The organism is Antribacter gilvus, from assembly GCF_003946865.1.
GTDB lineage: Bacteria > Actinomycetota > Actinomycetes > Actinomycetales > Cellulomonadaceae > Antribacter > Antribacter gilvus.
The window spans coordinates 41,863-68,272 of record NZ_QXTH01000003.1 but is presented as its reverse complement, the minus strand read 5'-3'; the positions used below and the strand labels follow the sequence as shown (position 1 = coordinate 68,272).

Genomic DNA, 26,410 nt, shown 5'->3' with positions numbered 1-26,410 from the left:
GGCGCCACCGGCGCGGGTGACGATCGGTCCCATGACCTTTCCCGACGTCCCCCTGCCGGCCGGCTACCGGTTCCGCCCGCTGACCGACGACGACCACCGCGCCCGGCTCGAGCTCGACTTCTGGGCCTTCCCGTCCTCGGTCGAGGTCGACGACGCCCTCCAGCACCCGTCGCCGCTCGACTGGGAACGCACGGTCGGCATCGAGGCCGACGGTCACGAGGGCCTGGCCGGCCTCCACTCGTCGTACGAGTTCGCCGAGTTTCCCGTGCCGGGCGGGGCGCTGCCGACGGCGGGCCTCACGTGGGTGGGCGTCCATCCGCAGCACCGGCGCCGCGGCCTGCTCAACGCCATGATCGACCTGCACCTCGCCCGCTGCGTCGAGCGGGGCGAGCCGCTCTCGGCGCTGTTCGCCGCGGAGGCGGCGATCTACGGCCGGTTCGGCTACGGCCTGGCGACGAACGACCTGCGGATGACGGTGCCGCGCGGCGCTGCCCTGCGCCCGGTCGCGGGCGCCGACGGGCTCACCGTGCGGATCGAGCGCGCGAGCCGGGAGCAGCACGGCGCGCTCGTGGACCAGGTGCACCGCGCCGCGGGGGCCGCGCCCACCGGCGTCCTGGGCCTCAACCGGCCCGGTTGGGCCACCCGCGAGACCGAGGGCCTGCAGGCGAACTACTGGTCGGACCCTGCGGCGTACCGCGGCGGCCGGGAGTCGCGCCGCATCGTCGTGGTGGAGCGCGACGGGGAGCCTCGCGCCTACGCGACGTTCCGCCGCAAGCTCGACTGGGAGCCCGCCGGCCCGACCGGCACGGTCTCCGTGGGCGAGGCGGTGGCGCTCGACCCCGGCGCCGCCCGCGTCCTCTGGGGCACGCTCCTCGACCTCGACCTGATGAGCAACGTCGCGCCGTTCGTCCTCCCCGTCGACGACGTCCTCATGCAGCTCCTGGTGAACCCGCGCGCTGCGGTCCCGCGTACCACGGACAACGTCTGGGTCAGGATCGTCGACGTGGCCGCAGCCCTGGCCGGGCGGCAGTACGCCGCAGACGTGGACGTGACGCTGGCGGTCACGGACGCCCGGCTGCCGCAGAACGCCGGGACCTATCGGCTGCGCGCGACGGCGTTCGGCCAGTCGACGGTCGAGCGCACCGACGGTCCCGGCGACCTGTCGCTGGACGTGCGGGAGCTCGGCGCCGCCTACCTCGGCGGCAGGTCGCTCGCGGCGATGGCGACGGCCGGGTTCGTCACGGAGCGCACGCCCGGCGCGCTGGCCCGGGCGAGCGCGGCGTTCGGCTGGCCGGTGGCGCCGGTCTGCAGCTGGATCTTCTGACCGGCCGCGCACATCGCCTCGGCACCTCGTCGTCGGTTCGGCAGGTCGACCTGCCGAACCGGCGACGAGGTGCGCGGGGTGTCACGTCTGGCAGACGCCGCACCAGAACAGGTTGCGGCCCGCCAGCTCCTTGACCAGCACCGGCGTGCCGCAGACCCGGCAGGGCAACCCGTCGCGGTGGTAGACGTAGAACGCGTCCTCGGCCGCGACGGCGCCGGGCGTCCCGTCGGTGTTCTGCCGGGTCCGCTGTGTACGCGCCAGACTGCTTCCAGGCGCGCCTATCAGGTCCTTGGCGGGCCTGGAAGCGGTCTGGCGCGCACCCGGCCGATCACCCGGCCGATCAGCCGGCCGGGTCGCCACGATGGCGCCGGTTCGGGCGCCGTCGGCCATGAGGTCGACGAGGTCGTCCCAGATCGCCCGCACCACGGCACGCGGCACGTCGCGCCCGGCCCGCAGCGGGTCCACCCCGGCGCGGAACAGCACCTCGGCGCGGTAGATGTTGCCCACGCCGGCCACGACGGCCTGGTCCATGAGGAGCTGGCCCACGGTGGTGCGGGACCGGCCCACCCGCTCGAGGAACGGGCCGGGGTCGGCGCCCGCCCGGATCGGGTCGGGCCCGAGGCGTGCCTCGACGGCGGCCTTCTCGGCCGCCGTGATCACCTCGCACGCGGCGGGTCCCGTGAGGTCGGCGACGGCGTGCTCGCCGAGCAGGCGCACGCGCACGGCGCCCCGAGGCTCCGGCGCCACCCACGGACCGGGCGAGCTGTCAGAACCTCCCCGGTCTACACCCCGGGGAGCTTCTGGCAACCCGGAGGGGGGCGCGACGATCGTCTCCCGCTCCCCCACCCGCTTGCGCGGCGCCCCGATGGCGTGCGCCACCACGGCGGACCCGTCGCCCGCAAACGTCCACGCCCCGTACAGGCCGAGGTGCGTCCGGAGCCACAGGTCGCCGGAGAACCCGAGGAAGAGCTGCTTGCCCCAGGCCTCGGCTGCCTCGAGCCGTCGGCCCGAGAGCACCGCGGCGCCGTCGGCGAACCTGCCCTGCGGGCTGGTCACCTCCAGCGGCGAGTCGCCGAACAGCGACCCGAACGTGCGGGCGAGGCGATGGACGGTGTGTCCCTCGGGCACTCAGGCCCCGCGCGACTTCTCGTAGTCGGCGAGCTGCCCGATGCGGCGGGCGTGGCGCTCGTCGCCGGAGAAGGGCTCCGCGACGAAGGCGTCGACGAACGCCACGGCCTCGTCGACGGGGTGCATGCGGCCGCCCACGGCGATCACGTTGGCGTCGTTGTGCTGGCGGCCGAGCGTCGCGGTCTCGAGGGACCAGGCGAGGACGGCGCGCACGCCGTCCACCTTGTTGGCGGCGATCTGCTCCCCGTTGCCGGAGCCGCCGATCACGACCCCGAGGGACCCGGGCTCAGCCACGACGGCCTCACCGGCGGAGATGCAGAAGGAGGGGTAGTCGTCCAGGGCGTCGTACTCGTGGGCCCCGTGGTCCACGACGTCGTGACCGTTGGCACGCAGGTGCTCGACGAGGTGGACCTTGAGCTCGTACCCGGCGTGGTCGGCGGCGATGTGCAGGCGCATGACCCCATCTTCTCCCATACCTGCGGTGCCTCGCCGGGCTGGCCGTAGTCTGGGCGCCATGACCACCGACGCCACCGTCCCCACGTCGGGTATCGACCTCGACGCCCTCGACCCGGCCGTCCGGCCGCAGGACGACCTCTACCTCCACGTCAACGGGCGCTGGATCGCCGGCCACGACATCCCCGCGGACCGCGCCATGGACGGCGCCTTCCGCGCCCTGCACGACGCGGCAGAGGAGCACGTCCGCGAGATCATCCGCGACGCCGCCGCGACGGCCGGCGCTCCCGGGGCGGACCCGGCCAGCACGCAGGCCAAGGTGGGCGCCCTCTTCGCGAGCTTCATGGACACCGAGCGCATCGAGTCGCTCGGCGTCCAGCCGCTCGCCGAGGACCTCGCGCTGATCGCGGGCGCGACGGACAAGGCTTCGCTGACCCGGGCCCTCGGTGCCCTTCAGCGCACGGGCGGCGCGGCCGCCGTCGGCTTCTGGGTGGACAACGACGCGAAGGACCCCGAGCGGTACGTGGTGTACCTCACGCAGGCCGGCCTCGGCCTGCCCGACGAGGCCTACTACCGCGACGACCAGTACGCCACGGTGCGTTCCGCCTACGTGCCGCACGTGGCACGGATGCTCGGGCTCGCCGGGGTCGCGGACCCGCAGGCGGCGGCCGAGCGGGTCGTCGCGCTGGAGACGCAGCTCGCGAGCCACCACTGGGACCGGGTCCGCAGCCGGGACGCGGGCCTCACGTACAACCCCACCACCCTGGCCGACCTCGCGGCCCGCGCGACCGGCTTCGACTGGAACACCTGGGCCGAGGCGCTCGGCGCGCCGGCGGGCTCCCTCGACCAGCTCGTGGTGCGTCAGCCCGAGTTCGCCGACGGCTTCGCGGCCCTCTGGGAGTCGCAGGCGCTCGGCGACTGGACCGCCTGGCTCACGTACCACGTGGTGACGGCCCGCGCGCCGTACCTCATGGAGGAGATCGTCGAGGCCAACTTCGACTTCTACGGCCGCATCCTCACCGGCGCCCAGGAGGTGCGCGACCGCTGGAAGCGCGGCGTGTCCCTCGTCGAGGGAGCGCTGGGCGAGGCCGTGGGCCAGGAGTACGTGGCGCGTCACTTCCCGCCGTCGCACAAGGAGCGCATGGACGTGCTGGTCGAGGCGCTGGTCGCCGCGTACCGGGAGTCCATCGAGGGTCTCGACTGGATGACTGCCGAGACCAAGGCGAAGGCCCTGGCCAAGCTCGAGCGGTTCACGCCCAAGGTGGGCTACCCGGTCAAGTGGCGCGACTACTCGGCCCTCGTCGTGGACGTGACCGACCTGGTGGGCAACGTCCGGCGGGCGAACGGGTTCGAGCAGGACCGCGAGCTCGGCAAGATCGGCAGGCCGCTGGACCGCGACGAGTGGTTCATGACCCCGCAGACCGTCAACGCCTACTACAACCCCGGCATGAACGAGATCGTGTTCCCCGCCGCGATCCTGCAGCCGCCGTTCTTCGACCCGGAGGCCGACGACGCGGTGAACTTCGGCGGCATCGGCGGTGTGATCGGGCACGAGATCGGCCACGGCTTCGACGACCAGGGCTCCAAGTACGACGGCGACGGGCGCCTCGAGGACTGGTGGAGCGACGCGGACCGCGCCGAGTTCGAGAAGCGGACCGCCGCCCTGATCGCCCAGTACGACGCCTTCCGGCCCGCCCAGCTCCCCGAGGACGGCCCCACCGTCAACGGCAGCCTCACGGTCGGCGAGAACATCGGCGACCTGGGCGGCCTGTCGATCGCCATCAAGGCGTACCGGATCGCGCTGGGCAAGCCGCTGGACGAGGCCCCGGTGGTCGACGGCCGCACCGCCCTCGAGCGCATCTTCCTCGGCTGGGCGCAGGTGTGGCAGTCGAAGGGCCGCGACGAGGAGGTGCTGCGCCGCCTGGCGACGGACCCCCACGCGCCCAACGAGTTCCGCTGCAACGGCGTGGTGCGCAACGTGGACGAGTTCTACGACGCGTTCGGCGTCACCCCCGACGACGCGCTGTACCTCCCGCCCGCGGAGCGCGTGCGCATCTGGTAGCAGGCTGCCCGACGACGGCGCCCCGGTCACCTTCCGTACGGAAGGTGACCGGGGCGCCGTCGTCTGCCCGGGGCGTGGCGCGTCAGGCGGCGCCGATGCCCGCCTTCGCGATGGAGAAGCCGGTTCCGGTGGCGTCGGAGACGCACTTCATGCCGACGTCGGAGCTGGTGCACGTGAAGCCGTGGGCCTTCTGCTCCTGGCCGTACTCCAGGGACGGGATGTCGGGGCTCGCCTTCACGGGCTGGTCCGCGTGCGCGACGCACGGCTGCGCCACCTGGCCGGCGTCGTCGACCGTCACCACGTACCCGATGGTGCCGTCGCAGCTCTCTGCCGGGACGGGCTGGTTGTTCAGCGTCGCGATGCCGCAGCGGGCGGCGTCGGGCGTGACGGAACAGGTGATGTTCCCGGTCGGGGACTTGAAGGTCACTGCGTCGGCCGCGGGGCCGGCGGGGGCGTCCGGGGTCGCGCTCGCGCTGACCGACGAGCCCGGGGACGCGTCCTCGGGCTCGTCCTCACCGAAGAGGCTCACCGCGAAGATGACCGCCGCGACCACGAGCGCGATGTCGAACGCGATGAACGCGATCCAGCCGGGCGTGAGGCGGGACATCAGCCCGCCACGCCCCCCGCCACCACCCGCGCCGCCGGCGTACGCCGGCTGCGCGGCGTACTGCGGGTCGTACTGGCCCGGGGCGTACTGAGCAGGCTGTCCCTGGTCGTACTGACCTGCGTACCCCTGCGGCGCGTACGGGGCCGCCGGCGGGTACTGCGCCGGCGGGTAGCCCTGCTGGTCGCCGTACTGCTCCGGGAAGTACTGCTGCAGGCTCGCGTCCTGCGGAGGCTGGCCCTGCGGCTGGCCCGCGTGGTTGTGCCCGTGACCCTGGACCGAGTGCACCACGGGCTGGCCGGGCCTGGCCGGGGCCGGGGTGACGGCCTGCGCGAACTGAGCACCCGGCGAGATCGCCGGAGGCATGCGCGTCGAGGTGGACACGCGCTGCACCGGCGGCGCCGGGGCGTAAGGGGCAGGCTGGTGAGCGGCGGGGGCCGGCGGCACGGGGGCGTGCTGGCCCGGCGCGGCACCGTTCGGCTGCGCCGCCTGGCCGTAGGCCTGGGGCGCGACTGCCGACTGCTCCTGGGTGGGTGCGGTGGGCGCGCGGGGCTCGTCGCCGGCGCCACCGTACGGCTCGTACGACGGGCCCCCAGGCGGGGGCGGCGGAGGCGGCACAGTGCCGGACATCTCGTCTCCCTGGTTCTCGGTCGGGCGGGTCGCCGCGACCATCCCGACGATGGATGGCAGCCGAGGCAGGCGCACGAGTCGCGCCAAGGCCACCCGGCAGGGTCTCACGTCAGGGGCCGCGAGGTCGAACCAGGATCCGACGTTTTCCGCCTGATCTGGAGGAAAGCGGACGTGGACGGCACGAAGTGATCACAGAGGCGCCACCACATCGTCGCACCCGGGAGCGTCACCCGTCCGTGGCATGATCAACTCTGATTTGTCTCACAGGGCGGTCATCGCCCGTGACGAGTGGAGAGTTCGTGCCCGGAGAGAACCTGACCCGTGCCGAGGCGTCCGAGCGCGCCGGCGTGGTGTCTGTCGAGTCGTACCAGATCGCGCTGGACCTGACCGGGGGGCCCACCACCTTCGGGTCGAGCACGACCGTGCGCTTCACGGCGACCGAGGGGGCGGCGACGTTCGTCGACCTCGTGGCGCCGACCGTGCGCTCGATCGTGCTGAACGGCCGGGAGCTCGACCCGGCGGCCGTCTTCGCCGACTCGCGGATCGCGCTGGACGGCCTGGCCGCCCACAACGAGCTGGTCGTCGTGGCCGACTGCGCCTACACCAACACCGGCGAGGGCCTGCACCGGTTCGTCGACCCGGTCGACGGCGAGGTGTACCTCTACACGCAGTTCGAGGTCCCCGACTCCCGGCGCGTGTTCGCCGTGTTCGAGCAGCCCGACCTCAAGGCCACGTTCCAGTTCACGGTCACGGCCCCGGCGTACTGGGAGGTCGTGAGCAACGAGCCCACGCCCGAGCCCGCGCCGGCGCAGCACTCCACCGACCCGTCGGTCGAGGCCGCGACGTGGACGTTCGCGCCCACGCCCCGCATCTCGTCGTACATCACGGCCCTGGTCGCCGGCCCGTACTCGGTCGAGCGCTCGTCGCTCACCTCGTCGGACGGCCGCGAGATCCCGCTGGGCGCCTTCGCGCGCAAGTCGCTCGCCGAGCACCTCGACGCCGACTACATCTTCGAGAAGACCCGTCAGGGCTTCGCCTTCTACGAGTCCACGTTCGGGGTGCCGTACCCGTTCACGAAGTACGACCAGCTCTTCGTGCCCGAGTACAACATGGGCGCCATGGAGAACGCGGGCTGCGTCACGTTCACCGAGTCGTACGTCTTCCGCTCCAAGGTCACCGACGCCGTGCGGGAGCGCCGCGTCGTCACGATCCTGCACGAGCTCGCCCACATGTGGTTCGGCGACCTCGTGACCATGAAGTGGTGGAACGACCTCTGGCTCAACGAGTCGTTCGCGGAGTACGCCTCCACCCTGGCGACCGCCGAGGCCACCGAGTGGGAGGCCGCGTGGACCACGTTCGCCTCGATGGAGAAGGCGTGGGCCTACCGCCAGGACCAGCTGCCGTCCACCCACCCGATCGTCGCGACCATCAACGACCTGGAGGACGTCCAGGTCAACTTCGACGGCATCACCTACGCCAAGGGCGCCTCCGTGCTCAAGCAGCTCGTGGCCTGGGTGGGCCGTGACGCGTTCATCGCGGGCGTGTCGGCCTACTTCCGCAAGCACGCGTGGGGCAACACCGAGCTGGTCGACCTCCTGACCGAGCTCGAGGCCACCAGCGGGCGCGACCTGAGCTCCTGGTCGTCCCTCTGGCTCGAGACCGCCGGCGTCAACACGCTGCGCCCCCAGGTCGAGGTCGACGACAAGGGCCGCATCACCTCGTTCACGGTGCTGCAGAGCGCGCCCACCGAGTGGCCCACGCTGCGCCCGCACCGCCTCGGCATCGGGTTCTACAGCCTGGTGGACGGCGCCCTGGTGCGCACGCACCGCGTCGAGGTCGACGTGGACGGCGCACGCACGGACGTCGACGACGTCCTCGCGCTCGACCGCCCGGCGCTCGTCCTGCTCAACGACGACGACCTGGCGTACGCCAAGATCCGTCTCGACACGAGGTCGCTCTCCGTCGCGATCGAGCACCTCGCCCAGATCTCCGACCCGCTGGCCCGCTCGCTCGTCTGGGGCTCGGTCTGGGACGCGGTCCGTGACGGCGAGACCCCCGCCAGCGACTACGTCCGGCTCGTCCTCGGCAACATCGCCTCGGAGACCGAGTCCACCACCATCCGTACCACGCTGGGCCAGCTCGCCCTGGCCGCCAAGCAGTACGTCGTGCCCGAGCGCCGGGCGGCCGTCCTGGCCGAGGCCGGCGACACGCTCTGGGCACTCGCCCAGGACGCGGCCGCCGGGTCGGACCTCCAGTTCCAGCTGGTCAAGTTCTTCGCGCACCTCGCCTCCACCGAGGCGCACGTGGCCGCGCTGCGCGGGCTGCTCGACGGGACCGGCTCACTCGACGGCCTCGAGATCGACACGGACCTGCGGTGGGAGCTCCTCGAGGGGCTCGTCCTGAACGGCGCCGCGGGCGACGCGGAGATCGACGCCACGCTCGCCGACGACGACACCGCGACCGGCCGCCAGTCGGCCGCCCGCGTCCGCGCCACGAAGCCGAGCACCGAGGCCAAGCTGGCGGCGTTCTCGTCGGTGGCCGACACTGCGGACGTGCCCAACGCGATCATCCGCCAGACGGGCCTCGGCGTGCTCCACGTCAACGACCCGTCGGTGCTCGCCGGCCTGGTGCAGCCCTACCTGGACGCGCTGCTGCGCGTCTGGGAGGAGCGCACCTACCACATCGCCGAGGAGATCATCGAGGGCTTCTACCCGGCGCCGCTGGCGTCCCAGGAGCTCGCCGACGCCACGCGTGGCTGGCTCGACGCGAACCCCGACGCAGCCCCCGCGCTGCGCCGGATGGTGATCGAGGCGCTCGCGGGCACGGAGCGCGCGCTGACCGCGCAGGCGGCGGACGCCTGACCCACCTCCCGCTCCGCCGAGGTAGTGCCTTCGTCCGACGAAGGCACTACCTCGGCGGGGGCTAGCGGGTCTTCTTCTTCGTCAGCCGCGGGAGGTCCTCCGGCAGCCGCGGGAGGTCCTCCGGCAGCGGCTCCTCGTTCATCACCGCGACGAGCGACCGCAGCCGGGCGTTGTCGAACAGGTCCTCGAGCAGGACGAGGTTGCCCGACGAGTCGGCCAGGGGCACCTTCCAGTTGGGGTACTCCTGGTCCGTCCCGGGCTGGTTCTGCGCCCGGCGCTCGCCCACCGCGTCGGTCAGGTGCACGCCCACGAGCACGGACGGCGTGTCACGCAGATAGCGGTGCAGCCCCTCGACGAGCTCGCGCTCCGACGGGTCGAACGTGGTGAGACCGCGGCGGGACAGCGCGTCGACCAGGGCGTCCCGCTCGGCCCGGGCCCTGCCGCGCAGCACCTGGGCGTCCTCCGTGAGCAGGCCGAGCCGCTCGCGCAGGTCCACGTGCTCGCCCGCGAGGTAGCCGGCGGTGGGCGGCAGGTCGTGGGTGGTCACGGTGGCGAGCGCGAGGGACCGGTACGACTCCGGCTCGCGGGGAGCGCCGTCGTCGTCCCGCTCGAAGAGCAGCACGGACGTGCCGAGGATCCCGCGGGAGGTGAGGTAGTCGCGGACCCACGGCTCGAAGGTGCCGAGATCCTCGCCGATGACGATGGCGCCCGCTCGATGGGCCTCCAGGCAGAGGATGCCGATGAGCGCCTCGTGGTCGTACTGCACGTACGCGCCGGCTGACGCCCGCGCGCCGCCCGGGATCCACCACAGGCGGAAGAGGCCGAGCACGTGGTCCACGCGCAGGGCGCCCGCGTGCCGCAGGACCGTCCGGAGCATGTCGCGGTACGGCGCGTACCCCGACTTCGCGAGGGCGACCGGGTGCCAGGGCGGCTGGGACCAGTTCTGACCCTGCTGGTTGTACATGTCGGGCGGCGCGCCCACGGTGACGCCGCGGGCGAGCACGGACGCGTTCGCCCAGGCGTCCGCTCCCTCGCGGTGCACCCCGACCGGCAGGTCCTTCAGGAGCCCGACGCGCATGCCGGCGTCGAGCCCGGCACGGTGGGCCGCCCGGAGCTGCTCGTCGGCCACCCACTGCACCCAGATGTAGAACTGGACGCGCTCCGAGAGGGAACGCCTGAGCAGCGTCACGGCGTGGGAGCCGGGGTCGGTGAGCTCCGGCGGCCACTCGCGGCCGTCGAGGTGCTCGGCGATGGCGCACCACGTCGCGAAGTCGGCGAGCCCGCGGCCCTGCTCCAGCACGAACTCGTCGAGCGAGGTCTGGCGCGCGGCCGACCGCGGCGCCGTGAAGACGACCTCGAGCGCCGCCCGCTTGGCCTCCCAGACCGCGTCGCGGTCGATGGGGCCGAGGTCGGTGGCGAGCTCGCGCACGGGTTCCGCCGCCCACTCGACGAGCGAGCGGTCGGCGGCGGACAGGTACGCCGTCTCCCGGATGTCCTCGACGCGGATGTAGAGCGGGCTGAGGAACCGGCGCGACACCGGCAGGTACGGCGACGGCGTGACGGGCACCGTGGGCTCGGTGGCGTGCAGCGGGTTGATCCCCACGAAGTCCGCGCCCGCGTTGTGCGCGGTGAGCCACGCGAGGTCGGCCAGGTCGGCCAGGTCGCCCAGCCCCCACGAGTCGCGGGAACGCACGGAGTAGAGCTGCACGAGGAAGCCCCACGCCTGCCGCTCTGCCAGCCCGGCCGGCAGCTCGAGCCGCTCCGGGGTCACCACCAGGGTGGTGCTCACGGCGAAGGCGTCGCAGCGAGCGTGCATCGTGTGCCAGCCCAGCGGCAGATCTGCCGGGACCGTGAACACCGTGCGCTCCAGCGTGCGGGTGCCGATCGTCCGCGACTCCGCCTCGCCGTCCGCCGGGGCCAGGTCGCGACGCTCCCGCTCGGCATGACCGAACGACGGCCCGGTGGGCGTGACCCGCCACGGCGTGGCGCTGGCGGGCAGCGACGCGTGGTCCGCCAGCTCCAGCTCCACCCAGGCATGGACCCCCGAGTCGCGTGGCACGTGGACGGGCACCTGCGTCTCGTCGCCCTGCCGCACCACCAGGCAGTCGGGCAGCACCGCCCGCCACTCGGCGTCCCGGGCTCTCTCCAGGCTCGCGGCGACCCCCTCCGACGACGTCGCCGTCACGCCCAGCGCGCCCAGCACCGCCACCAGGGTGGACGCCCGCACCTGCTGCAGCACGCCGTCCTGGTCGGTGTACTCGGTCAGGATGTTGTGCGCCGCCGCGAGCTCGAGGAGCTCACCCGGCACGGCATCACCGGCCGTGCCCGTCGGCAGGACCTGCCCCTCGGGTGTCGTCGTCTCGTCGCTCACGGGAACGATCCTGCCATCCCACCGTCTCCGGACGGCGGAGGACGGCTCGCCGGTGCGCCGCGCCACGCCGTCCGGGGGCCGCCACGCCGTCGTGGGCACCGCCGTACCGGACCCCTCCCGGCCCTACTGGACCCCCGGCACCTCGACGGGTGCGGAGCTCGCGATGATGCCCGCTCCGCGCAGCTCGTGGTGTGCGGCGAGGCGCAGCGCCCGCTCCACCTCCCACTGCTTCGCGGGGCGTGTCTGCACGTGCAGGGTGAAGGTGAGCGACGCGGCGTCGACGGCGTCGACGCCGCGGACCGACGGCGCCTCCAGCAGGTGATCGGCCAGGTTCGGGTCGTGCTGCACCTTGTCGGCGGCGCGGCCCAGCGCGGTGCGGACGGTGTCGACGTCGGCGCCGACCGGGACCTGGACCGACGCCAGGGCGCGGCTCCACTCCTGGGTGCGGTTGCCGACGCGCAGGATCTCGCCGTTGCGGACGTACCAGAGGGTGCCGTCGAAGGCGCGGACCTGGGTGAGGCGCAGGCCGAGCTCCTGGACGGTGCCGTTCACGCCATTGCCCAGGTCGACGTTGTCGCCCACGCCGAACTGGTCCTCGACGAGCAGGAAGATGCCGGAGATGAAGTCCTTGACCAGGGACTGCGCCCCGAAGCCGACAGCCACGCCGAGAATGCCCGCGACGCCGAGCAGCGCCGCGACGTTCACTCCCAGCGTGGCGAGGATCATCAGCGCCATCAGGCTGAGGATCGTGATGTCGGCCGTGGACCGCAGCACCGAGCCCACCGTCCGGGCGCGCTGCGCACGGCGCTGGATCGCCACGGGATTCGCGAAGGAGAACGCGTCGGCCATGAGCTCCTGGCTCGTGCGGCGGCGGCGCTTGGGCCGGGCCGCGGTGGTCGTCCCGACCGGCAGGGTCCCGGCCGGCGCGTCCACGACCACCTGCGGCGAGCCGGGCGCACCCGGCGCACGACCCTGCCCGGTGGAGCGCGCCCGAGTGACGCCCTCGGCGATCCGCTCGGTGAGGTGGGAGATGGTCCGGTTGACCAGGCCGAGGGCGATCAGACCGATGACCAGGATGAGGATGATGCGCAGCGGCTTGTCGCCGAACCACTCCCAGAACTCTTCGGCGCTCTCGAACAGCTGCATGGCAAAGGAAGACGTCACGGAGCCACACGCTACCGGCGGCGGCCGGGCGCACCCGACCGCTCCTGCGCGTCTTCACGAAACGCGCAAGAGATCCTGGTCAGGACGTCTCAGGAGGCGCGCAGCACGTCCAGCTCTGCCGCGAGGTTGTCCGCCTCCGGGCCCACGATCACCTGGACCACGCGGCCCGAACGCACCACCCCGAACGCCCCCGACGACTTGAGCCCGGGCTCGTCCACCAGGCCCGGGTCGCTCACCTCGACGCGCAGCCTGGTGATGCACGGCTCCAGGTCGACGACGTTCGATGTGCCGCCGAGAGCCTCGAGGATCTGGTTCGCCTTCGTCATGTGCTCTCTCCAAACCGATGCTTCGTTGCAGGTCTCCCACCAGCGTATCGGTGGGCGCAAGGGGTGACGGACGTCGCCACGCGACGGTTGGCCACCCGGCCCCGGGCGGATGGGAAGATGTCCGGGTGACAGACAGCGCTCCTTCCTTCTACGACGCGATCGGGGGCCACGAGACCTTCGTGCGGCTCGTGGACGTCTTCTACGAGGGCGTCGCGGACGATCCCGTGCTGCGTCCCATGTACCCCGAGGAGGATCTCGGCCCCGCCAAGGAGCGCTTCACGCTCTTCCTCGAGCAGTACTGGGGCGGTCCCACCACCTATTCCGAGCAGCGGGGGCACCCTCGCCTGCGCATGCGGCACGCGCCGTTCAAGGTGAACCCGGAGGCCCGCGACCGATGGCTCGCCCACATGCGGACCGCCGTGGACACGCTGGGCCTCGCGCCGGTCCACGAGTCGCAGCTGTGGGACTACCTGGAGCGTGCGGCGTTCTCCATGATCAACACCTTCGAGGAGTGATCCGGAGTACCCCGAAGGGTGAGGGCCGAGGAACGAGGCACTCGCCCGCAGGGGGACGCAGGAACATTCCGCACAACTTCGAGGACTAGGGAGCACCGGGACCCGTGGACCGACCTGCCGACAACCTGACCCAGGCCCCGCGTGAGGCGGACGCCCAGACCCTCGCTCCGGCGTCGGCCCCGCCGTCGTCCGACGCCCTGGACCGCCTGCTGGAGGTGCTCGACCTGCGCCACCTGGAGGGCTGGGGCCCCCGGGGCGAGGACGACGCGTTCCGCGGCGACAGCGTGCCGGGCATCGCCCGGCGGGTGTACGGCGGGCAGGTGCTGGCCCAGGCGATCATCTCCGCCGGCCGCACCGTGCCCGACGGGCGCCAGATCCACTCCCTGCACGGCTACTTCCTGCGCGAGGGCTCGCTGGACGTAGCGATCGACTTCGCGGTGGAGCGCCTCCGTGACGGCCGGTCGTTCAGCGCGCGGCGTTCGCACGCCTTCCAGCACGGCAAGCCGATCCTGTCGATGATCGCGTCGTTCCAGGACGACCAGCCGGGCTTCGAGCACACCTCCCCGATGCCCGACGGCGTCCCGGGCCCCACCGAGGTCCGCTCGGCCTTCGAGGAGCTCGCCGGGATCGACCACCCCGCCGCGAAGTTCTGGGCCGAGGGCTCCGCGTTCGAGCTCCGCCACGTGGGCGGCTCGCTCTACATGGGGCCCGACGCCGCGGTGCGCGAGGGCCGCCCGCCGGCCCACACCCAGATGGTGTGGATGCGCGCGCGCCGCCCGATCGCGGGCGAGGACCAGCTGCTGCAGCGCGCGCTCCTCGCGTTCGCCTGCGACCAGGTCATGCTCGAGCCTGTCCTTCGTACCGCCGGCAAGTCCTGGATGGACGTGGGCGACACCGTGCCGATGGCGAGCCTCGACCACGCGATGTGGTGGCACCGCGACGTGCGCGTCGACGAGTGGCTGCTCTACGTGCAGGGCGCGGCGTCGGCCCAGGGCGGGCGGGCGCTCGGCCACGCGCGGGTGTACCGCGAGGACGGCACGCTCGTGGCGTCGATCGCCCAGGAGGGCATGATCCGGCTGCCGCAGGACTGAGCCCGGCCCGTCCGGGTCAGCGGCGGCGGAACTTCAGGGGCTCCTCGACGATGCCCTCCCACGCCGTGCGTTCCTCGGCGGAGATGCGCCGCGGCTTCCCCGTCCCGGCGTCCACGAGGACGATCGTCGTGACGGCACGCACGTAGGGCTCGTCCCCCGTGGTGGGCGCGAGGCGCTCGAACCGCGGGGCGCCGTCGTGCAGCTCGTAGCAGACGTCGAGGCTCGCGCCGCCGATCTTGCCGATCCACAGCTCGACCCGCACGGGCGTGCGCGTGTAAGCGAGCGGCCGGAGGTACTCGATCTCCTGGTGCGCCACGAACGTGTGGCTCGGCGCACCGGGACCGGTCTCGATCACCGCCGTGGGCCACGGCTCCTCGGCGTCGTCGTGCTTCCAGAACGCGGTGATCCGCGCCTCCTGGAGCAGGCCGAACATCTCGACGTTGTTGACGTGCTGATACGCGTCGAGGTCGGACCAGCGGAGAGACACGGGAATGTGCAGACGCATGGGCCCATCCTCGCCCACGATGCGTGACCGTACTTAAACGTTCAGGCAGGGGAGCCCGGCTCGTCCCCCTGTGCTACATTCCGCGACTGGTTCATCCGGTTCCGGACGTCAGGAGAATGCAATGCACCGCATCGTCGCGGGTGGGGTTCTGATCACGCTGGCCCTGTCGGGGTGCTCGCTCGTGGGCACGTCGGAGGGAAGCGCGCCAGGATCGGCCGCCACCGCCTCCGCTGCGGCCCTGACCAAGGAGGAAGCCGCCCAGCGTTACGCCGAGATGGTCAAGCCGTACGACGAGGTGCGCGTGGCGCTGGAGACGGCGATCAGCGAGGGCCGGTCGCTCGAGGAGCAGGCGGGCCTGGCGGGCGCCACCGCCGGAGCGCTGCGTGCGGAGATCGAAGGACTGCGGGCCACGACCTGGCCCGACGACGTGCAGCCCCTCGCCGAGGCGCTCGCCGCGGCGTCGGAGCAGGCCCTCCCCCTGTGGGAGCAGGCCGCCGCGGCCACGACCCCGGAGGACCTGGCGACCGCGGTGCAGTCGGCCACGCCCCTGGGCGGCGAGGAGGCGACGACGCTCGAGGGTCTGCTCGGCCTCGAGCCGGCCTCCTGACGCGGGCGCGACCAGGCGATCAAGCCGCTTCTCGAGGCACTTTCGCGGCAGGATCGCCTGGTCGTGACGCGGCGTGACGCGGCCGGGCGTCCCTACGACGCCGCTGTCGCCGCCGCCGTGCGGCAGCGGCCGAGCGCCGCGAGCTCCTCGCCGACGGGCTGCCGCACGAGGCGGTCGGCCACGTCGGCCACGGACTCGCGAAGCCGTCGGCGGGCAGCAGCGGCCCGTCGGCGGGCCCCGACGGCGGCGCCCACGCGGCTCACCAGCGCGAGCAGGATGCCGAGCAGCACCCCGCCGAGCACCATGAGAGTGGGCCACGGGATCCGGAACGGGTCCACGCCGGCCCCTTGTCCCTCGCCCGGTGAGGCCCCGGGGAGCACCACGTCCTCGCCGGTGGTCCACAGGGGCACGGTCCAGACGGGTGTGGGCGGGGCCGGGAGCTGCAGGTACGAGAACGCGAACAGCACGGCCAGCCACACGAGCCCGGCCACGACCACGGCCAGCAGGAACCACTGCAGCGCGTTGACGGCGCGCCACCACAGCGGGCGGCGTTCGGACGCGAGCCGCGTGGTCGCCACGGCCTGGTCGAGGGCGTCGGGCAGCTCGTCGATGCCGGTCTGCGCCCGCGCGCGGGCGGCGAGCACCCAGGACTCGGCGACGCCGTCGGTCACCTCCTGGACGTAGCGCCGCACGGCCGACGACGCCGTGGACCGTACCGCCGGGCGCGCCGACGGCAGTGACGTCCGCACCAGGTCGGGCCGGTCGGCGGGGGCTCGTCGGCCCCGGTCTCCCGACCGCAGGCCCAGCCGCCGCAGCGGGTCGCGCCGCAGCCCGCCGACCCACCGCGTGACCGGCCAGCCGGTCGCCGCGTGCGCGTCCCGGCGGGCCGACGCGCGCACCGCGCCCACGACCGTCGGCACCCCGGCGGCGTCCTCCAGCGCCGCGACCAGCGCCGTACGGGCGCGCTCGCCCGCCTTGGCGGGGGCGGGCGGCCCGCACGCGGCCACGACCCGCGAGGCGACCGCCTTCTCGTCCGCCGCAAGCCGGGCCGTCGCGGCCTCCCGCCGGGCGGCCGCCTCGGCGAGCAGCTCGTGCAGGTCCTCGATCCCCTGCCCTGACTTCGCCGACACGGCCAGCACCCGCGCGCCCGCGAGCCCGTCCTCCGCGACGAGCCTCCGCAGGTCCGCCAGCATCGCCTGCAGCTCCGCCGCGGTGAGCCGATCCGCCTGGTTGAGCGCCACGACCACCACGTCGCTCCGGCCGGCCAGCGGCCGCAGGAAGCCCTCGTGCAGGGCGGCGTCCGCATACTTCTGCGGGTCCACCACCCAGACGAGCAGGTCCGCGCGCTCGACGAGCCGCTCGGCGCGCACCCGGTGGTCGGTCACGACGGAGTCGTGGTCGGGCAGGTCCAGCAGCACCAGCCCGGTCACGTCCCCCGCCGGGGTCCGACGACGGAACAGCCCGCGCAGCCCTCGGTGCTCCCGGTGCTCCTCGCCGAGGTAGTCACCTCGTCCGACGGAGGCACTACCTCCCGGCCCGGACCCAGCCGAGATAGTCAGCTCGTCGGACGAAGGCACTACCTCGGCGGAGCGGTGGCCGGAGCCCTCTGCCTCCTCCACCTCGCCCGCGGCCATGAGGTGCCGTCGCGGGACGTCCAGCCAGTCGAGCAGCGGGTCGGCGCCGTCGCCCCACACGGCGGCGAGTGCGTGCGACGTCGTCGGGCGCCGGATCCCCGGCACCGCGACCTCCTTGCCGACGACGGCGTTGAACACCGACGACTTGCCCGAGCCCGTCGCCCCGGCGAGCGCCACGACGGTGTGCTCCGCCGACAGCCCGCCGCGCTCGCGGGCGCGGGTCACCACGGCGCGCGCGTCGCCCAGCAGGGCCGGGTCGAGGCGGCCCTCGCCCTCGTCGGCGGCGGTCTCCAGGGCGGAGGTGCGCTCGCCGAGGTCGAGCCGGCTCACCGCTCACCCTCCGGACGATCGGTGTCCGCCAGGGAACCTGCGCTCGGCCGGACCGGCTCCGGGGCCGGCTCCGAGGCCGGGGCGGGGGTCGGCTCCGGGACAGGCGCCGGCGCACGCTCGGCCGCCGACGGCTCCTCGCCGAGCCCGAAGAGCCGCTTCCAGAACCCTGGCTTCCGCTCCGCCGAGGCGACCGCCCCGCCGGCCCCGGCGCCTCCCTTCCGGGGCGCCACCGACGGCCCGCCCGGCCCAGCCCCGCGCAAGGGGTGGGCCGGTGCGCCCACGGGCGCCTCGACGTCGGCCACCGGGGCGCGTGCCGCACGCTCCAGCTCCGCGGCCGCCTCCACCTCGCGTGCCGCGGCCCGCAGGGCGGAGCCGCCCGCGGCATCGGTACCCAGCGCGTCGAGCTGGGCCGTGAACCGCGCGGCCTGCCCGTCCATGACCGCCTGCACGCGGGCGCGGAGACGCTCGCGGGCCTGGAGGGCGAGGCGGCGGACGGCGTCCTCCCCGAACACCGCCTCGAGCAGCCGCTGGGCGAGGACCGCCGTGCCGCCCGCGATGCCGACCTCCACGCCCGTGAGCCCGCCCGTCGAGGCGAACACGAACACCATGAGCGCCACGCCCAGGCCGTTCACGCCGAACGACAGCGCCCGCGCCGTGCCCCGCTTGGCCGACCCCTGCTCGCTGACGAGCTGGAGGATGTCCCCCTGCCAGCCGCGGATCTGCTCGCCCACCTCGGCGCGCAACGACGCGGGCACGCGCGACAGCCCGAGCCCTTCGAGGAGCGGCGCCCCCGCCGCGTCGCCGCGCCACGCCTGGAAGGAGCGCTCGGCGGCCTCCTCGGCGGCGTCGAGCACGACGGACTCCAGGCCATGGGCGATCGCCTGCTCGACCTGGGGCACCTGCCGCGGTTTGCCCCGGAAGAACGCGCTCATCGCGTCGCGGAACCGCCCGATGCCCTCCTCGACGGCCCGGTAGAACTCGCCGGTGCCCACGAAGTCCTGCCACCGGGCCAGGACCTCGCCGCGCAGGAGCGCACCGTCGGACGTCGCGGCCTGGACGTGCGCCACCGCGTCCGCGTAGGCGCGCTCCACGACGAGGCGCAGGCGGGCGTCGGCGGCCTCCTGGGCGTCGGCGGCTTCGGCCAGGTGGTCCGACCGGCGCACGAGGTCGTGGACCACGCCGTCGCGCGTGGCCACGATGACCCGCTCGCGCGCGCCCGCGTCGCCGCCCAGGCCCGTGAGCCACCGGGAGATCCCGGCCACGGCGGTCTCGGGCAGGAAGCCGTCCGTGAGCTCCGCCTCGGGCACCACGAACAGCGGGGCGTCGCCGAGGCCGTGCTCGGCCATCATGCTGCGCAGGTCGTCGGCGGTGGCCTCGGCGCCCGGGTCCACACGGTCGAGCACCATCGCCACCTGCGCCTTGCGCGCCGACGCCTGCTTGAGGAGGTCCCAAGGCACCGCGTCCGCGTAGCGGGCGGCGGTGGTGACGAACAGCCACAGGTCGGCCGCGCCGAGCAGCTGCCCGGCCAGCTCGCGGTTCGCGGTCTCGACCGAGTCGATGTCGGGAGCGTCCAGCAGCGCCAGGCCGCGCGGCAGGGCCTCGCTCGCCGTCAGGCGCAGGGTCCGGGTGGGCGGCAGGTCGCCTCCCGTGCGGCCCGACGACGGCGCGGGCCCCGGCACGACCGGCGCTGCGGGCGCGCGCCCTGCCCCCAGCGACCCCGACGTGCGGGCCAGCCCCGGCAGCACCCGGTCCGTCGAGAACCACCGCTCGTCCAGCGGATGGTGCACGAGGACGGGAGCCCGCGTGGTGGGCCGCAGCACGCCCGGCAGGCTCACGCGCTCGCCCAGCACCGAGTTCACGAGGGTCGACTTGCCGGCGCCGGTGGACCCACCCACCACCACGAGCAGCGGCGCTCGGCGCGAGCGCAGCCGCGGGAGGAGGTAGTCGTCGAGCTGGTGGAGGGAGCGGGCCTGGTCCGCGCGGGCGGCGTCCGCCCCCGTGGACTCCAGCGGCAGGCGCAGCGCCGCCAGCCGGGCGCGCAGCAGCTCCAGCGCGTCCACGAGAGCGTTGCCCTCGTCGACGTGCGCGGGCGGAGGGGGCGGCGGGACGTCGTCGGGCCTCGCGGTCATGCGGCTCAGTCTGCCGCAGGCGGCGGGCCGCCGCCCGGGTGACCTCCCACGATGGCGATCAGTGCCCCAGCCGGCGGCGGAGCCACTCGATCACCACGTGCGCCTGCTCGCGCTGCATGGAGCGCAGGAACGGGATGGTGGGCGGCGCCGGCTCGAGGGAGTCGCGGACGAGGTAGCCCGCGAGCGCCGAGAGGTACGCGTTCACCGCGTCGTCGTCCGTGCCGGGCGGCAGCGGGTGGATCGTCAGCAGCAGGTCCGGCGACGGGCCACCCTCGGCGTGCACGAAGCGGAGCAGCGTGACGAGGTCGACGAAGGGCGCCCCCGTGCCGGCGCGGATCCAGTCCACGCCCATGCCTTCCGTGCCAGGGAAGGCGGGAAGGAGGACCGTGGGGCGGCGGAGCGTGCCGTGCACCAGCCTGGTGCCCTGCATCGCCTCCGGCGCGCCCAGCGCGAGCTCCGCCAGGTAGTCCATCCGCCCCGTCAGCCACGTGGTGTACTCCGAGAGGCCGGCAGGCATCCGGTCCGCGAGGTCGACCCAGGCGTCGAGCGGCATCAGCGTCGAGACCGGGGGCAGGTGCGGGCCTCCCGGCGACTCGAGGTCGGCCGCGATCCGCGCGACACGTACCGCCCCGGCGATGTCCTCCAGGCCCCAGGGCTCGCTCGCCATCCGTACCGGCCGCATGCCGTACCCGATGATGACCCACGGGCCGTACGGGCCGAAGTCCTCGTCGACCACCCACCGGAACTCCGGCGCGGGGGCGCCCTCGGGGAGCACCTGCGCCACCATCGCCTCCCGCCGGTACATCTGCTGGGTCAGCGGGTCCTCGCCGCTGGCGGCCTTGATGAACAGGTGTCCGTCAACGGTCTGGACCTGGATGGCGTAGCCGGCCATCATGCCGGAGTCGCGGTTGGTCCAGGCCGTCACCCGGGCACCGAGCTGCTCCGTGATCCGCGCGCGCACGGCGAGCGGCATGTCCAGCCAACCGGGCCGTGGCTGTGCGTTCATGCCCGGCATGATGTCGGATCCGCGATGTGCGGGGCAAACCGCCCGACTCGGGCGCAGCCGGTCAGCCGGTCAGCCGGTCCGCAGCACCGACACGCCGGGGCCGGGCAGGGCCACCGTCCCGCCCTCCGGGTCCCACCTCACGGGATCCCAGGTGAGCAGCACCTCCGGCTCCTGCCGCGCCGCGGCGAGCGGCACCGTGGCGCCGTCGGACAGCGACACGACCACGTGCACGGCCCGGGCGCCGCCGCGCGTCATCACCACCCAGCCGTCGCCCGTCCGCACGGTGGTGCGCCGCCGGTCGCCCGACGCCACCTCCCCCGCCGTGCGCCGCAGCCGCACCAGGTCCCGGTAGAAGCCCAGGAGCCTCGCGTGCTCCGGCCGGTCGCGCTCAGCCCAGTCCAGCCGCGAGGCGGCGAACGTCTCCGCGGACTGCGGGTCGGGCACCTCGACCTCGTGGCCGTACAGCTCGGCCCACCCGTGCGTATCGAACTCCTGCGCCCGTCCCGTCCGCACGGCCTCCGCCAGCTCGGGCTCCTCGTGGTCCGTGAAGTAGCAGAACGGCGTGGTGGCGCCCCACTCCTCCCCCATGAACAGCATCGGCGTGCCCGGGCCGAGCAGAACCAGGGCGGCGCTCGCGGCGAGCAGGCCGCCGGGCAGCACGCGCGACGGCCGGTCGCCCAGGGCGCGGTTGCCCACCTGGTCGTGATCCTGGGAGAAGACCACGAAGCGGTGGCCGTCCACGTCCTCGGGCACCGGCGCGCCCCAGGGCTTGCCGCGAAAGGTGGACAGGCCGCCGTCGTGCACGAACACCTCCGTCACGGCCTTGGCGAGCGTCTCCGGCGTGCCGAAGTCCACGTAGTAGCCCTGCCGCTCGGCCGTGAGGAGGGCGTGCAGGGCGTGGTGCACATCGTCGTCCCACTGCGCCGTCATGCCCAGGCCGGGCCTGCCGTCGAAGGTCGCGTCCGTGGGCGTGACCATCCGTGCGTCGTTGAGGTCCGACTCCGCCACCAGCGACAACGGGCGGCCCACCTCGCGCTCGAGCGCCGCCACGGCGTCGGAGAGCTCGGCGAGCACGTGCCGCTCGGAGTCGTCGACGAGCGCGTGCACGGCGTCGAGCCGGAGCGCGTCGACGTGGAAGTCGCGGAACCAGCGCAGGGCGTTGCCGACCACGAAGGCGCGCACCTCGGCGGAGCCCTCGTCGTCGAGGTTCACGGCCGCGCCCCACGGGGTCCGGTGCCGCTCGGTGAAGTACGGGCCGAACTCCCCCAGGTAGTTCCCCGACGGTCCCAGGTGGTTGTAGACCACGTCGAGACACACCCCGAGCCCTCGGGCGTGCGCCGCGTCCACGAACCGCTGCAGCGCCGCCGGGCCCCCGTACGGCTCGTGCACGGCCCAGAGCGCGACGCCGTCGTACCCCCAGCCGTGGCGGCCCGGGAACGCGGCGACGGGCATGAGCTCGACCAGGTCGACGCCGAGGTCGACGAGATGGTCGAGGCAGGCTGTCGCGGCGTCGAGCGTGCCCTGGGGCGTGAACGTCCCGACGTGCAGCTCGTACACCACGGCGCCGAGCACCGACCGGCCGGGCCGGCCGCCGTCGGACCACGGGTGCGCGGCCGCGTCGAAGGTCCGGGACGGGCCGTGCACACCGGCCGGCTGCCACGGGCTGCGCGGGTCCGGCCGTGCCGGGCCGCCGTCGAGGGAGAACGCGTAGTCCGTGCCGGGCGCCAGCGGGTCGGCGCTGCGCCACCAGCCGCCCTCCTCGGCGACCATGGCGGCCCGGGGCCCGGTCGTGCCGGGGGCGCCGGTCCGGCCGCGGGCACCGGTCCAGCCCGCGGCCCCGGTCCGGCCGGACGGCGGGAGCACCAGCCCCACCTCCCGGGCCGACGGCGCCCAGACCCGCACGGGCTCAGCCATCGTGGTCCGCCACCAGGAGCGCGACCGGCCAGGGGCCGAGCAGCTCGCCCAGGCCAACGGCACCGCCGTCGTGCACGCCGGGGGCGAGCCGCCCGCGCCAGCGGCCCTCGGGCAGCACCACCGTGGCGTCGGTGGCGACGCGGCCGGAGGCGCCGCCGTCGGACAACCGGGTGGCGACCACGACCACGCGTGGCACGCCCGCCTCCGTGCGCGCGAACGCCACCGCCCGGCCGGTCGTGACCGGGAGGGGCGCGTACCCGGCGTCAGGGCCCGCGAACGCGTCCGGCAGCTCTCGCCGCACCCGCAGCGCCGCCGACGTCACGGCGAGCTTCTCCTCCGCGAGGTCCGCGGGCGCCCGGCCGGCGTCGAGCGCCGAGAGCGTCCGGGCGAGCGCGGCGAGGTCCACGGGGCGCCGGTTGTCCGGGTCGACGAGGGACGTGCCGGTCACCTCCGTGCCCTGGTAGACGTCGGCCACGCCCGGGACGGTGAGCTGGAGCAGCTTGGTCGCGAGCACCGAGCGGCGGACGGTCGGCGTCACCCGCTCCACCCACGCCGCGAAGGCCTCCCGCACCTCGGGGTGCTCGAGCAGCGTCGTCGCGTAGCGGGCCATGCCCTCCTCGCGCGCGGTGTCGGGCGCCGTCCACGTGGTCCAGGCCTTCTGCTCGCGCGAGGCCTTGACCAGGTAGCCGGTGAGCCGGTCTGCCTCGACGGGACCCTCCGGCGTCCAGGTGCCCGCGAGGGTCTGCCACAGGAGGTTCTCGGTGCGCCCGTCGAGGTCCGCGGGCCGCTCCTCGGCCGTCGCGGCCCGCAGCCGGCGGACGAGGCCCGTCCACGCGTCGGCGTGCGCGGCCAGCGCGCCGATCCGCGAGCGCACGTCCTCGCCGCGCTTGGTGTCGTGGGTGGACCCCGCTGTGAGGGTGGCGGGCCACGACGTCACCGTCTGCTGCGCGAACGCGTGCAGCTCGTCCGGCCCGATGCCGAAGCGCTGCGGCGCGCTGCCCACCTCGCAGAGGCTGACGAGGTGGGTCCAGCGGTAGTACGCGGTGTCCTCGACGCCCTTGGCCATCACGGCGCCGCACACCTGCGGGAACCGGACCACGAGCTCGGCCCGCCGGTCCTCGCCCTGGCGGCCCGCGCTGCCGACCTCGCGGCCGAGCAGCAGGTCGATCACGACGTCGAGCGTGTCGTGCCGGTCGGGGTCGAGCCGGGTGCGGGCGACGTCGGCAGCCTCACGCAGGACGCGCTCCGCGGCGGGCGGTGCGGGCTCGCCCGGGACCACGTAGGCGCGGTAGCGCGGGAACGCGACGAGCAGCTCGACCACGCAGTCCTGGATCGACCGGTACGTGTGGTCGCGGAGCCGCACGTCGTCGTGGCAGATGTCCGTGAGGAGGGACGTCAGCCGGTGCACCTCCGCCTGCAGCGACGTCTCGACGATCTGGCGCTTGGCCTGCTCGATCACGGTCGGCAGGTCCGTGTGCTCCGCCGTGGTCTCCGCCATGAGCGCGGCGAGCGGGGCCGCGCCGTCAGGGTCGACCTGGAGCGCGTGCAGCCGCCACGCCGTGTCGTACCCGGTGGTGCCGGCCACGGGCCAGTCGTCGGGCAGGTCCTCGGCGCCCTCGAGGATCTTCTCGGCCACCACCCACGCGCCGCCGGTCGCGTCGCGGAGCCGCCGCAGGTAGCCGCGCGGGTCGGCGAGGCCGTCGGGGTGGTCGATCCGGAACCCGTCGATCGCACCGTCGTGGAACAGGTCGAGCAGCAGCGCGTGCGTCGCGTCGAAGACGTCCGGGTCCTCGACGCGGACCGCGGCCAGCGTGCCCACGTCGAAGAACCGGCGGTAGTTCAGCTCCTCGTCGGCCACCCGCCAGTACGCGAGGCGGTAGTGCTGACGGCCCACGAGCTCGGCGAGCGGCAGGTGCTCCGTCTCCGGCCGGACGGGGAAGACGTGGTCGTGGTACCGGAGCACGGCCTGCTCGCCCGACTCCGGTTCCGTGGGGATCACCGCCCGGTCCAGGACGAGCTCCCCCGCGGCCAGCACGGTGCCGATACGCGACCCGAGCACCGGCATCAGCAGGCCCTCCGGGTCGTCCGGGTCCACGTCGAACCACCGCGCGAACGGCGACGCCGGACCGTGGCGCAGCACCGACCACAGCGCCCGGTTGTGCCAGGCAGGGGTGGGCACGGCCATGTGGTTGGGCACCACGTCGACGACGACGCCCATCCCGCGCGCGTGCGCCGCCGCCGCGAGCGCCTCCAGGCCCGCACGGCCGCCCAGCTCCTCGCTGATCCGCGTGTGGTCCACCACGTCGTACCCGTGCGCGGATCCCGGCGCGGCCTGGAGCACGGGCGAGAGGTAGAGGTCCGTGACGCCGAGCGACTCCAGGTACGGCAGCGCCTTCTCGACGTCGGCGAACCCCTGGTCCGGGCCGAGCTGGAGCCGGTAGGTGCTCACCGGGGTGCGGCGGCCCGGGCCGGGCAGGTGCGGGTGCATGGCCCCCAGGCTCACACGGACCCGGCTCCCCCGCAGGGCGCGGCGTGCTGCGCTCGCTCGACGGCGCCGCGGGCCGCGTCACCGGCCCAGCCGCCGGGCCGGGCGTCACCGGCCCAGCCGCTGCCGCAGCCACGGGACGCAGACCTCCGCCTGCGCCCGCTGGAACGCGCGCAGGTGCGGGATGCCGGGCGGCGGCGGCTGGAGCGACCTCGCCACGAAGTAGGCCGTGAGGACCGCCACCCAGCAGGTCAGGGCGTCCGGGTCGGTCCCCGCGGGCAGCGGGTGGCGGGCCAGCACCTCCTCGGGAGAGGGCCCGCCCTCGATCTGCACGGCGGGCAGCATCGCGGTCTGGTCGAGGAAGGCGGCGCCGCGCACGGCGTAGGGCCAGTCAACGGCCACGCTGCCCGACGCCGGTCCCTCGGCCGGGTGCACCGCCGCGCCTTTTCCAGGGCCCACCTGCGCGCGGGGTCCGAGCAGGAGGGCGTTGTCGCCACGGAGGTCGCCGTGGACCAGGTGCGGGCCGGCGAACGCCTCCGCCTGGTGCGCGGGGGTGCCCGCCTCGGCGATGCGGTCGAGGTTCGCCGCGAGCCACGGGTCGTACGTGGCAAGGCCTGCCGGTCGCTCGTCGGCGAGGAGCGCGGCGTCGTCCCACTCCGCCGTGAACTCCGGGAGGACGCCGCCGGCCGGGATCTCGTGCTCGGCGATCCGGTGGGCGAGTCGCTGCAGCTCCGCCAAGTCCGCGGGGTCCCACGGCTCGGTGCGGGGAGGCCTGCCGTCGACGGCATCGAAGGCGACGGCGACCCATGCGGCGTCGCTCGGGGAGGCCCCCGGGACCTCCAGGTGCCAGCGGAACCGGGGCGCCGGGACGCCGTCGGGCAGGGCGACCGCACGCGCGGCCTCGTCGCGGTAGAGCCGCGCCGCCACCTCGTACCCGACGGCGACCGCCTTGACGAACACGGGCCCGTCAGGTGTGTGCAGCGTCGAGGCGAGGCCCGGCGAGTAGCCGCCGTCGTGGCTGGTCCAGCCCGCCACGCGGGAGCCGAGCCGCAGCTCGACCGCCGCCCGGACGTGCTCAGGCAGGTCGGGCCAGGTGGGGCGCGCGCGGGTCATGGCCCGCATGCTGGCACGTGGGAACCTGCGTGCGCACCCGGTTTCGCCGCACCGCTCGCCGCAGGTCCCCGCCGTCGGTTCCCTGTGGGTACACGTATGGCCGTGGTTCCGGTCGGAATCACGGCCATACGTGTACCCACAGCGGGGGCAGCCCGCGG

19 protein-coding genes are annotated in these 26,410 nt (G+C 74.3%); 6 read left to right on the top strand and 13 right to left on the bottom strand.

What is annotated here, in order from left to right; all coding sequences use genetic code 11:
* Positions 1–31 precede the first annotated feature (31 nt).
* A complete protein-coding gene (locus D1350_RS06050) occupies positions 32–1,324 on the top strand; it encodes a GNAT family N-acetyltransferase (protein WP_125774956.1) in 1,293 nt (430 codons plus the stop codon).
* An 81-nt stretch (positions 1,325–1,405) separates the two neighbouring features.
* Here the strand turns inward: D1350_RS06050 and D1350_RS06045 are convergent, their stop codons facing one another.
* Together D1350_RS06045 and D1350_RS06040 are read right to left on the bottom strand one after the other, a co-directional pair.
* Complete coding sequence (locus D1350_RS06045) at positions 1,406–2,452, bottom strand: Fpg/Nei family DNA glycosylase (protein ID WP_125774954.1); 1,047 nt, start codon at positions 2,450–2,452, stop codon at positions 1,406–1,408.
* Positions 2,453–2,908, bottom strand: a complete 456-nt coding sequence (locus tag D1350_RS06040; RefSeq protein WP_125774952.1) for a ribose-5-phosphate isomerase — start codon at positions 2,906–2,908, stop codon at positions 2,453–2,455.
* Between the two features lie 58 nt (positions 2,909–2,966).
* On the opposite strand from D1350_RS06040, the gene D1350_RS06035 reads away from it, so the two are divergent.
* On the top strand, positions 2,967–4,967 hold the full coding sequence (locus tag D1350_RS06035; protein ID WP_125774950.1) for a M13 family metallopeptidase: 2,001 nt from the start codon (positions 2,967–2,969) through the stop codon (positions 4,965–4,967).
* Between the two features lie 82 nt (positions 4,968–5,049).
* Here the strand turns inward: D1350_RS06035 and D1350_RS06030 are convergent, their stop codons facing one another.
* The gene (locus D1350_RS06030) at positions 5,050–6,201 is read right to left on the bottom strand and encodes a hypothetical protein (protein ID WP_125774948.1); all 1,152 of its coding nucleotides are present in this window, start codon (positions 6,199–6,201) and stop codon (positions 5,050–5,052) included.
* Positions 6,202–6,500: 299 nt separating this feature from the next.
* Between D1350_RS06030 and pepN the strand changes: the two genes are divergently transcribed.
* The gene (gene pepN, locus D1350_RS06025; RefSeq protein ID WP_125774946.1) at positions 6,501–9,062 is read left to right on the top strand and encodes an aminopeptidase N; all 2,562 of its coding nucleotides are present in this window, start codon (positions 6,501–6,503) and stop codon (positions 9,060–9,062) included.
* A 61-nt stretch (positions 9,063–9,123) separates the two neighbouring features.
* On the opposite strand, the gene malQ is transcribed toward pepN, so the two are convergent.
* The 3 genes from malQ to D1350_RS06010 all read right to left on the bottom strand — a co-directional run bounded on the left by malQ (position 9,124) and on the right by D1350_RS06010 (position 12,923).
* Positions 9,124–11,433: a 4-alpha-glucanotransferase gene (gene malQ, locus D1350_RS06020; protein WP_240643917.1), complete on the bottom strand. Its 2,310-nt coding sequence runs from the start codon at positions 11,431–11,433 to the stop codon at positions 9,124–9,126.
* Between the two features lie 123 nt (positions 11,434–11,556).
* Positions 11,557–12,597, bottom strand: a complete 1,041-nt coding sequence (locus tag D1350_RS06015) for a mechanosensitive ion channel family protein (RefSeq protein WP_240643916.1) — start codon at positions 12,595–12,597, stop codon at positions 11,557–11,559.
* Positions 12,598–12,686: 89 nt separating this feature from the next.
* Complete coding sequence (locus D1350_RS06010) at positions 12,687–12,923, bottom strand: PTS sugar transporter subunit IIB (protein ID WP_125774944.1); 237 nt, start codon at positions 12,921–12,923, stop codon at positions 12,687–12,689.
* A 125-nt stretch (positions 12,924–13,048) separates the two neighbouring features.
* On the opposite strand from D1350_RS06010, the gene D1350_RS06005 reads away from it, so the two are divergent.
* Together D1350_RS06005 and D1350_RS06000 are read left to right on the top strand one after the other, a co-directional pair.
* Positions 13,049–13,438 carry a globin gene (locus D1350_RS06005; RefSeq protein ID WP_125774942.1) on the top strand — a complete coding sequence of 130 codons (390 nt, stop codon included), beginning with the start codon at positions 13,049–13,051 and terminating at the stop codon, positions 13,436–13,438.
* Between the two features lie 197 nt (positions 13,439–13,635).
* Entirely contained in the window at positions 13,636–14,529 is an 894-nt protein-coding gene (locus D1350_RS06000; RefSeq protein ID WP_164545066.1) for an acyl-CoA thioesterase, read from the top strand.
* Positions 14,530–14,545: 16 nt separating this feature from the next.
* On the opposite strand, the gene D1350_RS05995 is transcribed toward D1350_RS06000, so the two are convergent.
* Positions 14,546–15,034, bottom strand: a complete 489-nt coding sequence (locus tag D1350_RS05995) for an acyl-CoA thioesterase (protein ID WP_125774941.1) — start codon at positions 15,032–15,034, stop codon at positions 14,546–14,548.
* A gap of 121 nt (positions 15,035–15,155) precedes the next feature.
* On the opposite strand from D1350_RS05995, the gene D1350_RS23600 reads away from it, so the two are divergent.
* Positions 15,156–15,641, top strand: coding sequence for a hypothetical protein (locus tag D1350_RS23600; RefSeq protein ID WP_164545047.1), 486 nt, complete (start codon positions 15,156–15,158; stop codon positions 15,639–15,641).
* Between the two features lie 92 nt (positions 15,642–15,733).
* Here the strand turns inward: D1350_RS23600 and D1350_RS05985 are convergent, their stop codons facing one another.
* The 6 genes from D1350_RS05985 to D1350_RS05960 all read right to left on the bottom strand — a co-directional run bounded on the left by D1350_RS05985 (position 15,734) and on the right by D1350_RS05960 (position 26,252).
* A complete protein-coding gene (locus tag D1350_RS05985) occupies positions 15,734–17,605 on the bottom strand; it encodes a P-loop NTPase family protein (RefSeq protein ID WP_125774939.1) in 1,872 nt (623 codons plus the stop codon).
* Positions 17,602–19,734: a dynamin family protein gene (locus D1350_RS05980; RefSeq protein WP_125774937.1), complete on the bottom strand. Its 2,133-nt coding sequence runs from the start codon at positions 19,732–19,734 to the stop codon at positions 17,602–17,604. Before D1350_RS05980 ends, D1350_RS05985 begins: the two co-directional genes overlap by 4 nt.
* A gap of 58 nt (positions 19,735–19,792) precedes the next feature.
* Positions 19,793–20,740 (bottom strand): phosphotransferase, encoded by a 948-nt coding sequence (locus tag D1350_RS05975; RefSeq protein ID WP_125774935.1) that lies wholly within the window; start codon positions 20,738–20,740, stop codon positions 19,793–19,795.
* A 69-nt stretch (positions 20,741–20,809) separates the two neighbouring features.
* A complete protein-coding gene (gene treZ / locus D1350_RS05970) occupies positions 20,810–22,654 on the bottom strand; it encodes a malto-oligosyltrehalose trehalohydrolase (protein ID WP_125774933.1) in 1,845 nt (614 codons plus the stop codon).
* Entirely contained in the window at positions 22,647–25,142 is a 2,496-nt protein-coding gene (treY, locus tag D1350_RS05965) for a malto-oligosyltrehalose synthase (RefSeq protein ID WP_125774931.1), read from the bottom strand. Before treY ends, treZ begins: the two co-directional genes overlap by 8 nt.
* 105 nt (positions 25,143–25,247) lie before the next feature.
* Entirely contained in the window at positions 25,248–26,252 is a 1,005-nt protein-coding gene (locus D1350_RS05960) for a phosphotransferase family protein (protein ID WP_125774929.1), read from the bottom strand.
* Positions 26,253–26,410: the final 158 nt, after the last annotated feature.

Bases quoted from the DNA above. Each gene is read 5' to 3' on its own strand.
- D1350_RS06050 (WP_125774956.1), top strand. From the start codon at position 32: ATGACCTTTCCCGACGTCCCCCTGCCGGCCGGCTACCGGTTCCGCCCG.
- D1350_RS06040 (WP_125774952.1), bottom strand. From the start codon at position 2,908: ATGCGCCTGCACATCGCCGCCGACCACGCCGGGTACGAGCTCAAGGTC.
- D1350_RS06035 (WP_125774950.1), top strand. From the start codon at position 2,967: ATGACCACCGACGCCACCGTCCCCACGTCGGGTATCGACCTCGACGCC.
- D1350_RS06030 (WP_125774948.1), bottom strand. From the start codon at position 6,201: ATGTCCGGCACTGTGCCGCCTCCGCCGCCCCCGCCTGGGGGCCCGTCG.
- D1350_RS06010 (WP_125774944.1), bottom strand. From the start codon at position 12,923: ATGACGAAGGCGAACCAGATCCTCGAGGCTCTCGGCGGCACATCGAAC.
- D1350_RS05995 (WP_125774941.1), bottom strand. From the start codon at position 15,034: ATGCGTCTGCACATTCCCGTGTCTCTCCGCTGGTCCGACCTCGACGCG.
- D1350_RS23600 (WP_164545047.1), top strand. From the start codon at position 15,156: ATGCACCGCATCGTCGCGGGTGGGGTTCTGATCACGCTGGCCCTGTCG.
- D1350_RS05980 (WP_125774937.1), bottom strand. From the start codon at position 19,734: ATGACCGCGAGGCCCGACGACGTCCCGCCGCCCCCTCCGCCCGCGCAC.
- D1350_RS05975 (WP_125774935.1), bottom strand. From the start codon at position 20,740: ATGAACGCACAGCCACGGCCCGGTTGGCTGGACATGCCGCTCGCCGTG.
- treZ (WP_125774933.1), bottom strand. From the start codon at position 22,654: ATGGCTGAGCCCGTGCGGGTCTGGGCGCCGTCGGCCCGGGAGGTGGGG.
- treY (WP_125774931.1), bottom strand. From the start codon at position 25,142: ATGCACCCGCACCTGCCCGGCCCGGGCCGCCGCACCCCGGTGAGCACC.
- D1350_RS05960 (WP_125774929.1), bottom strand. From the start codon at position 26,252: ATGACCCGCGCGCGCCCCACCTGGCCCGACCTGCCTGAGCACGTCCGG.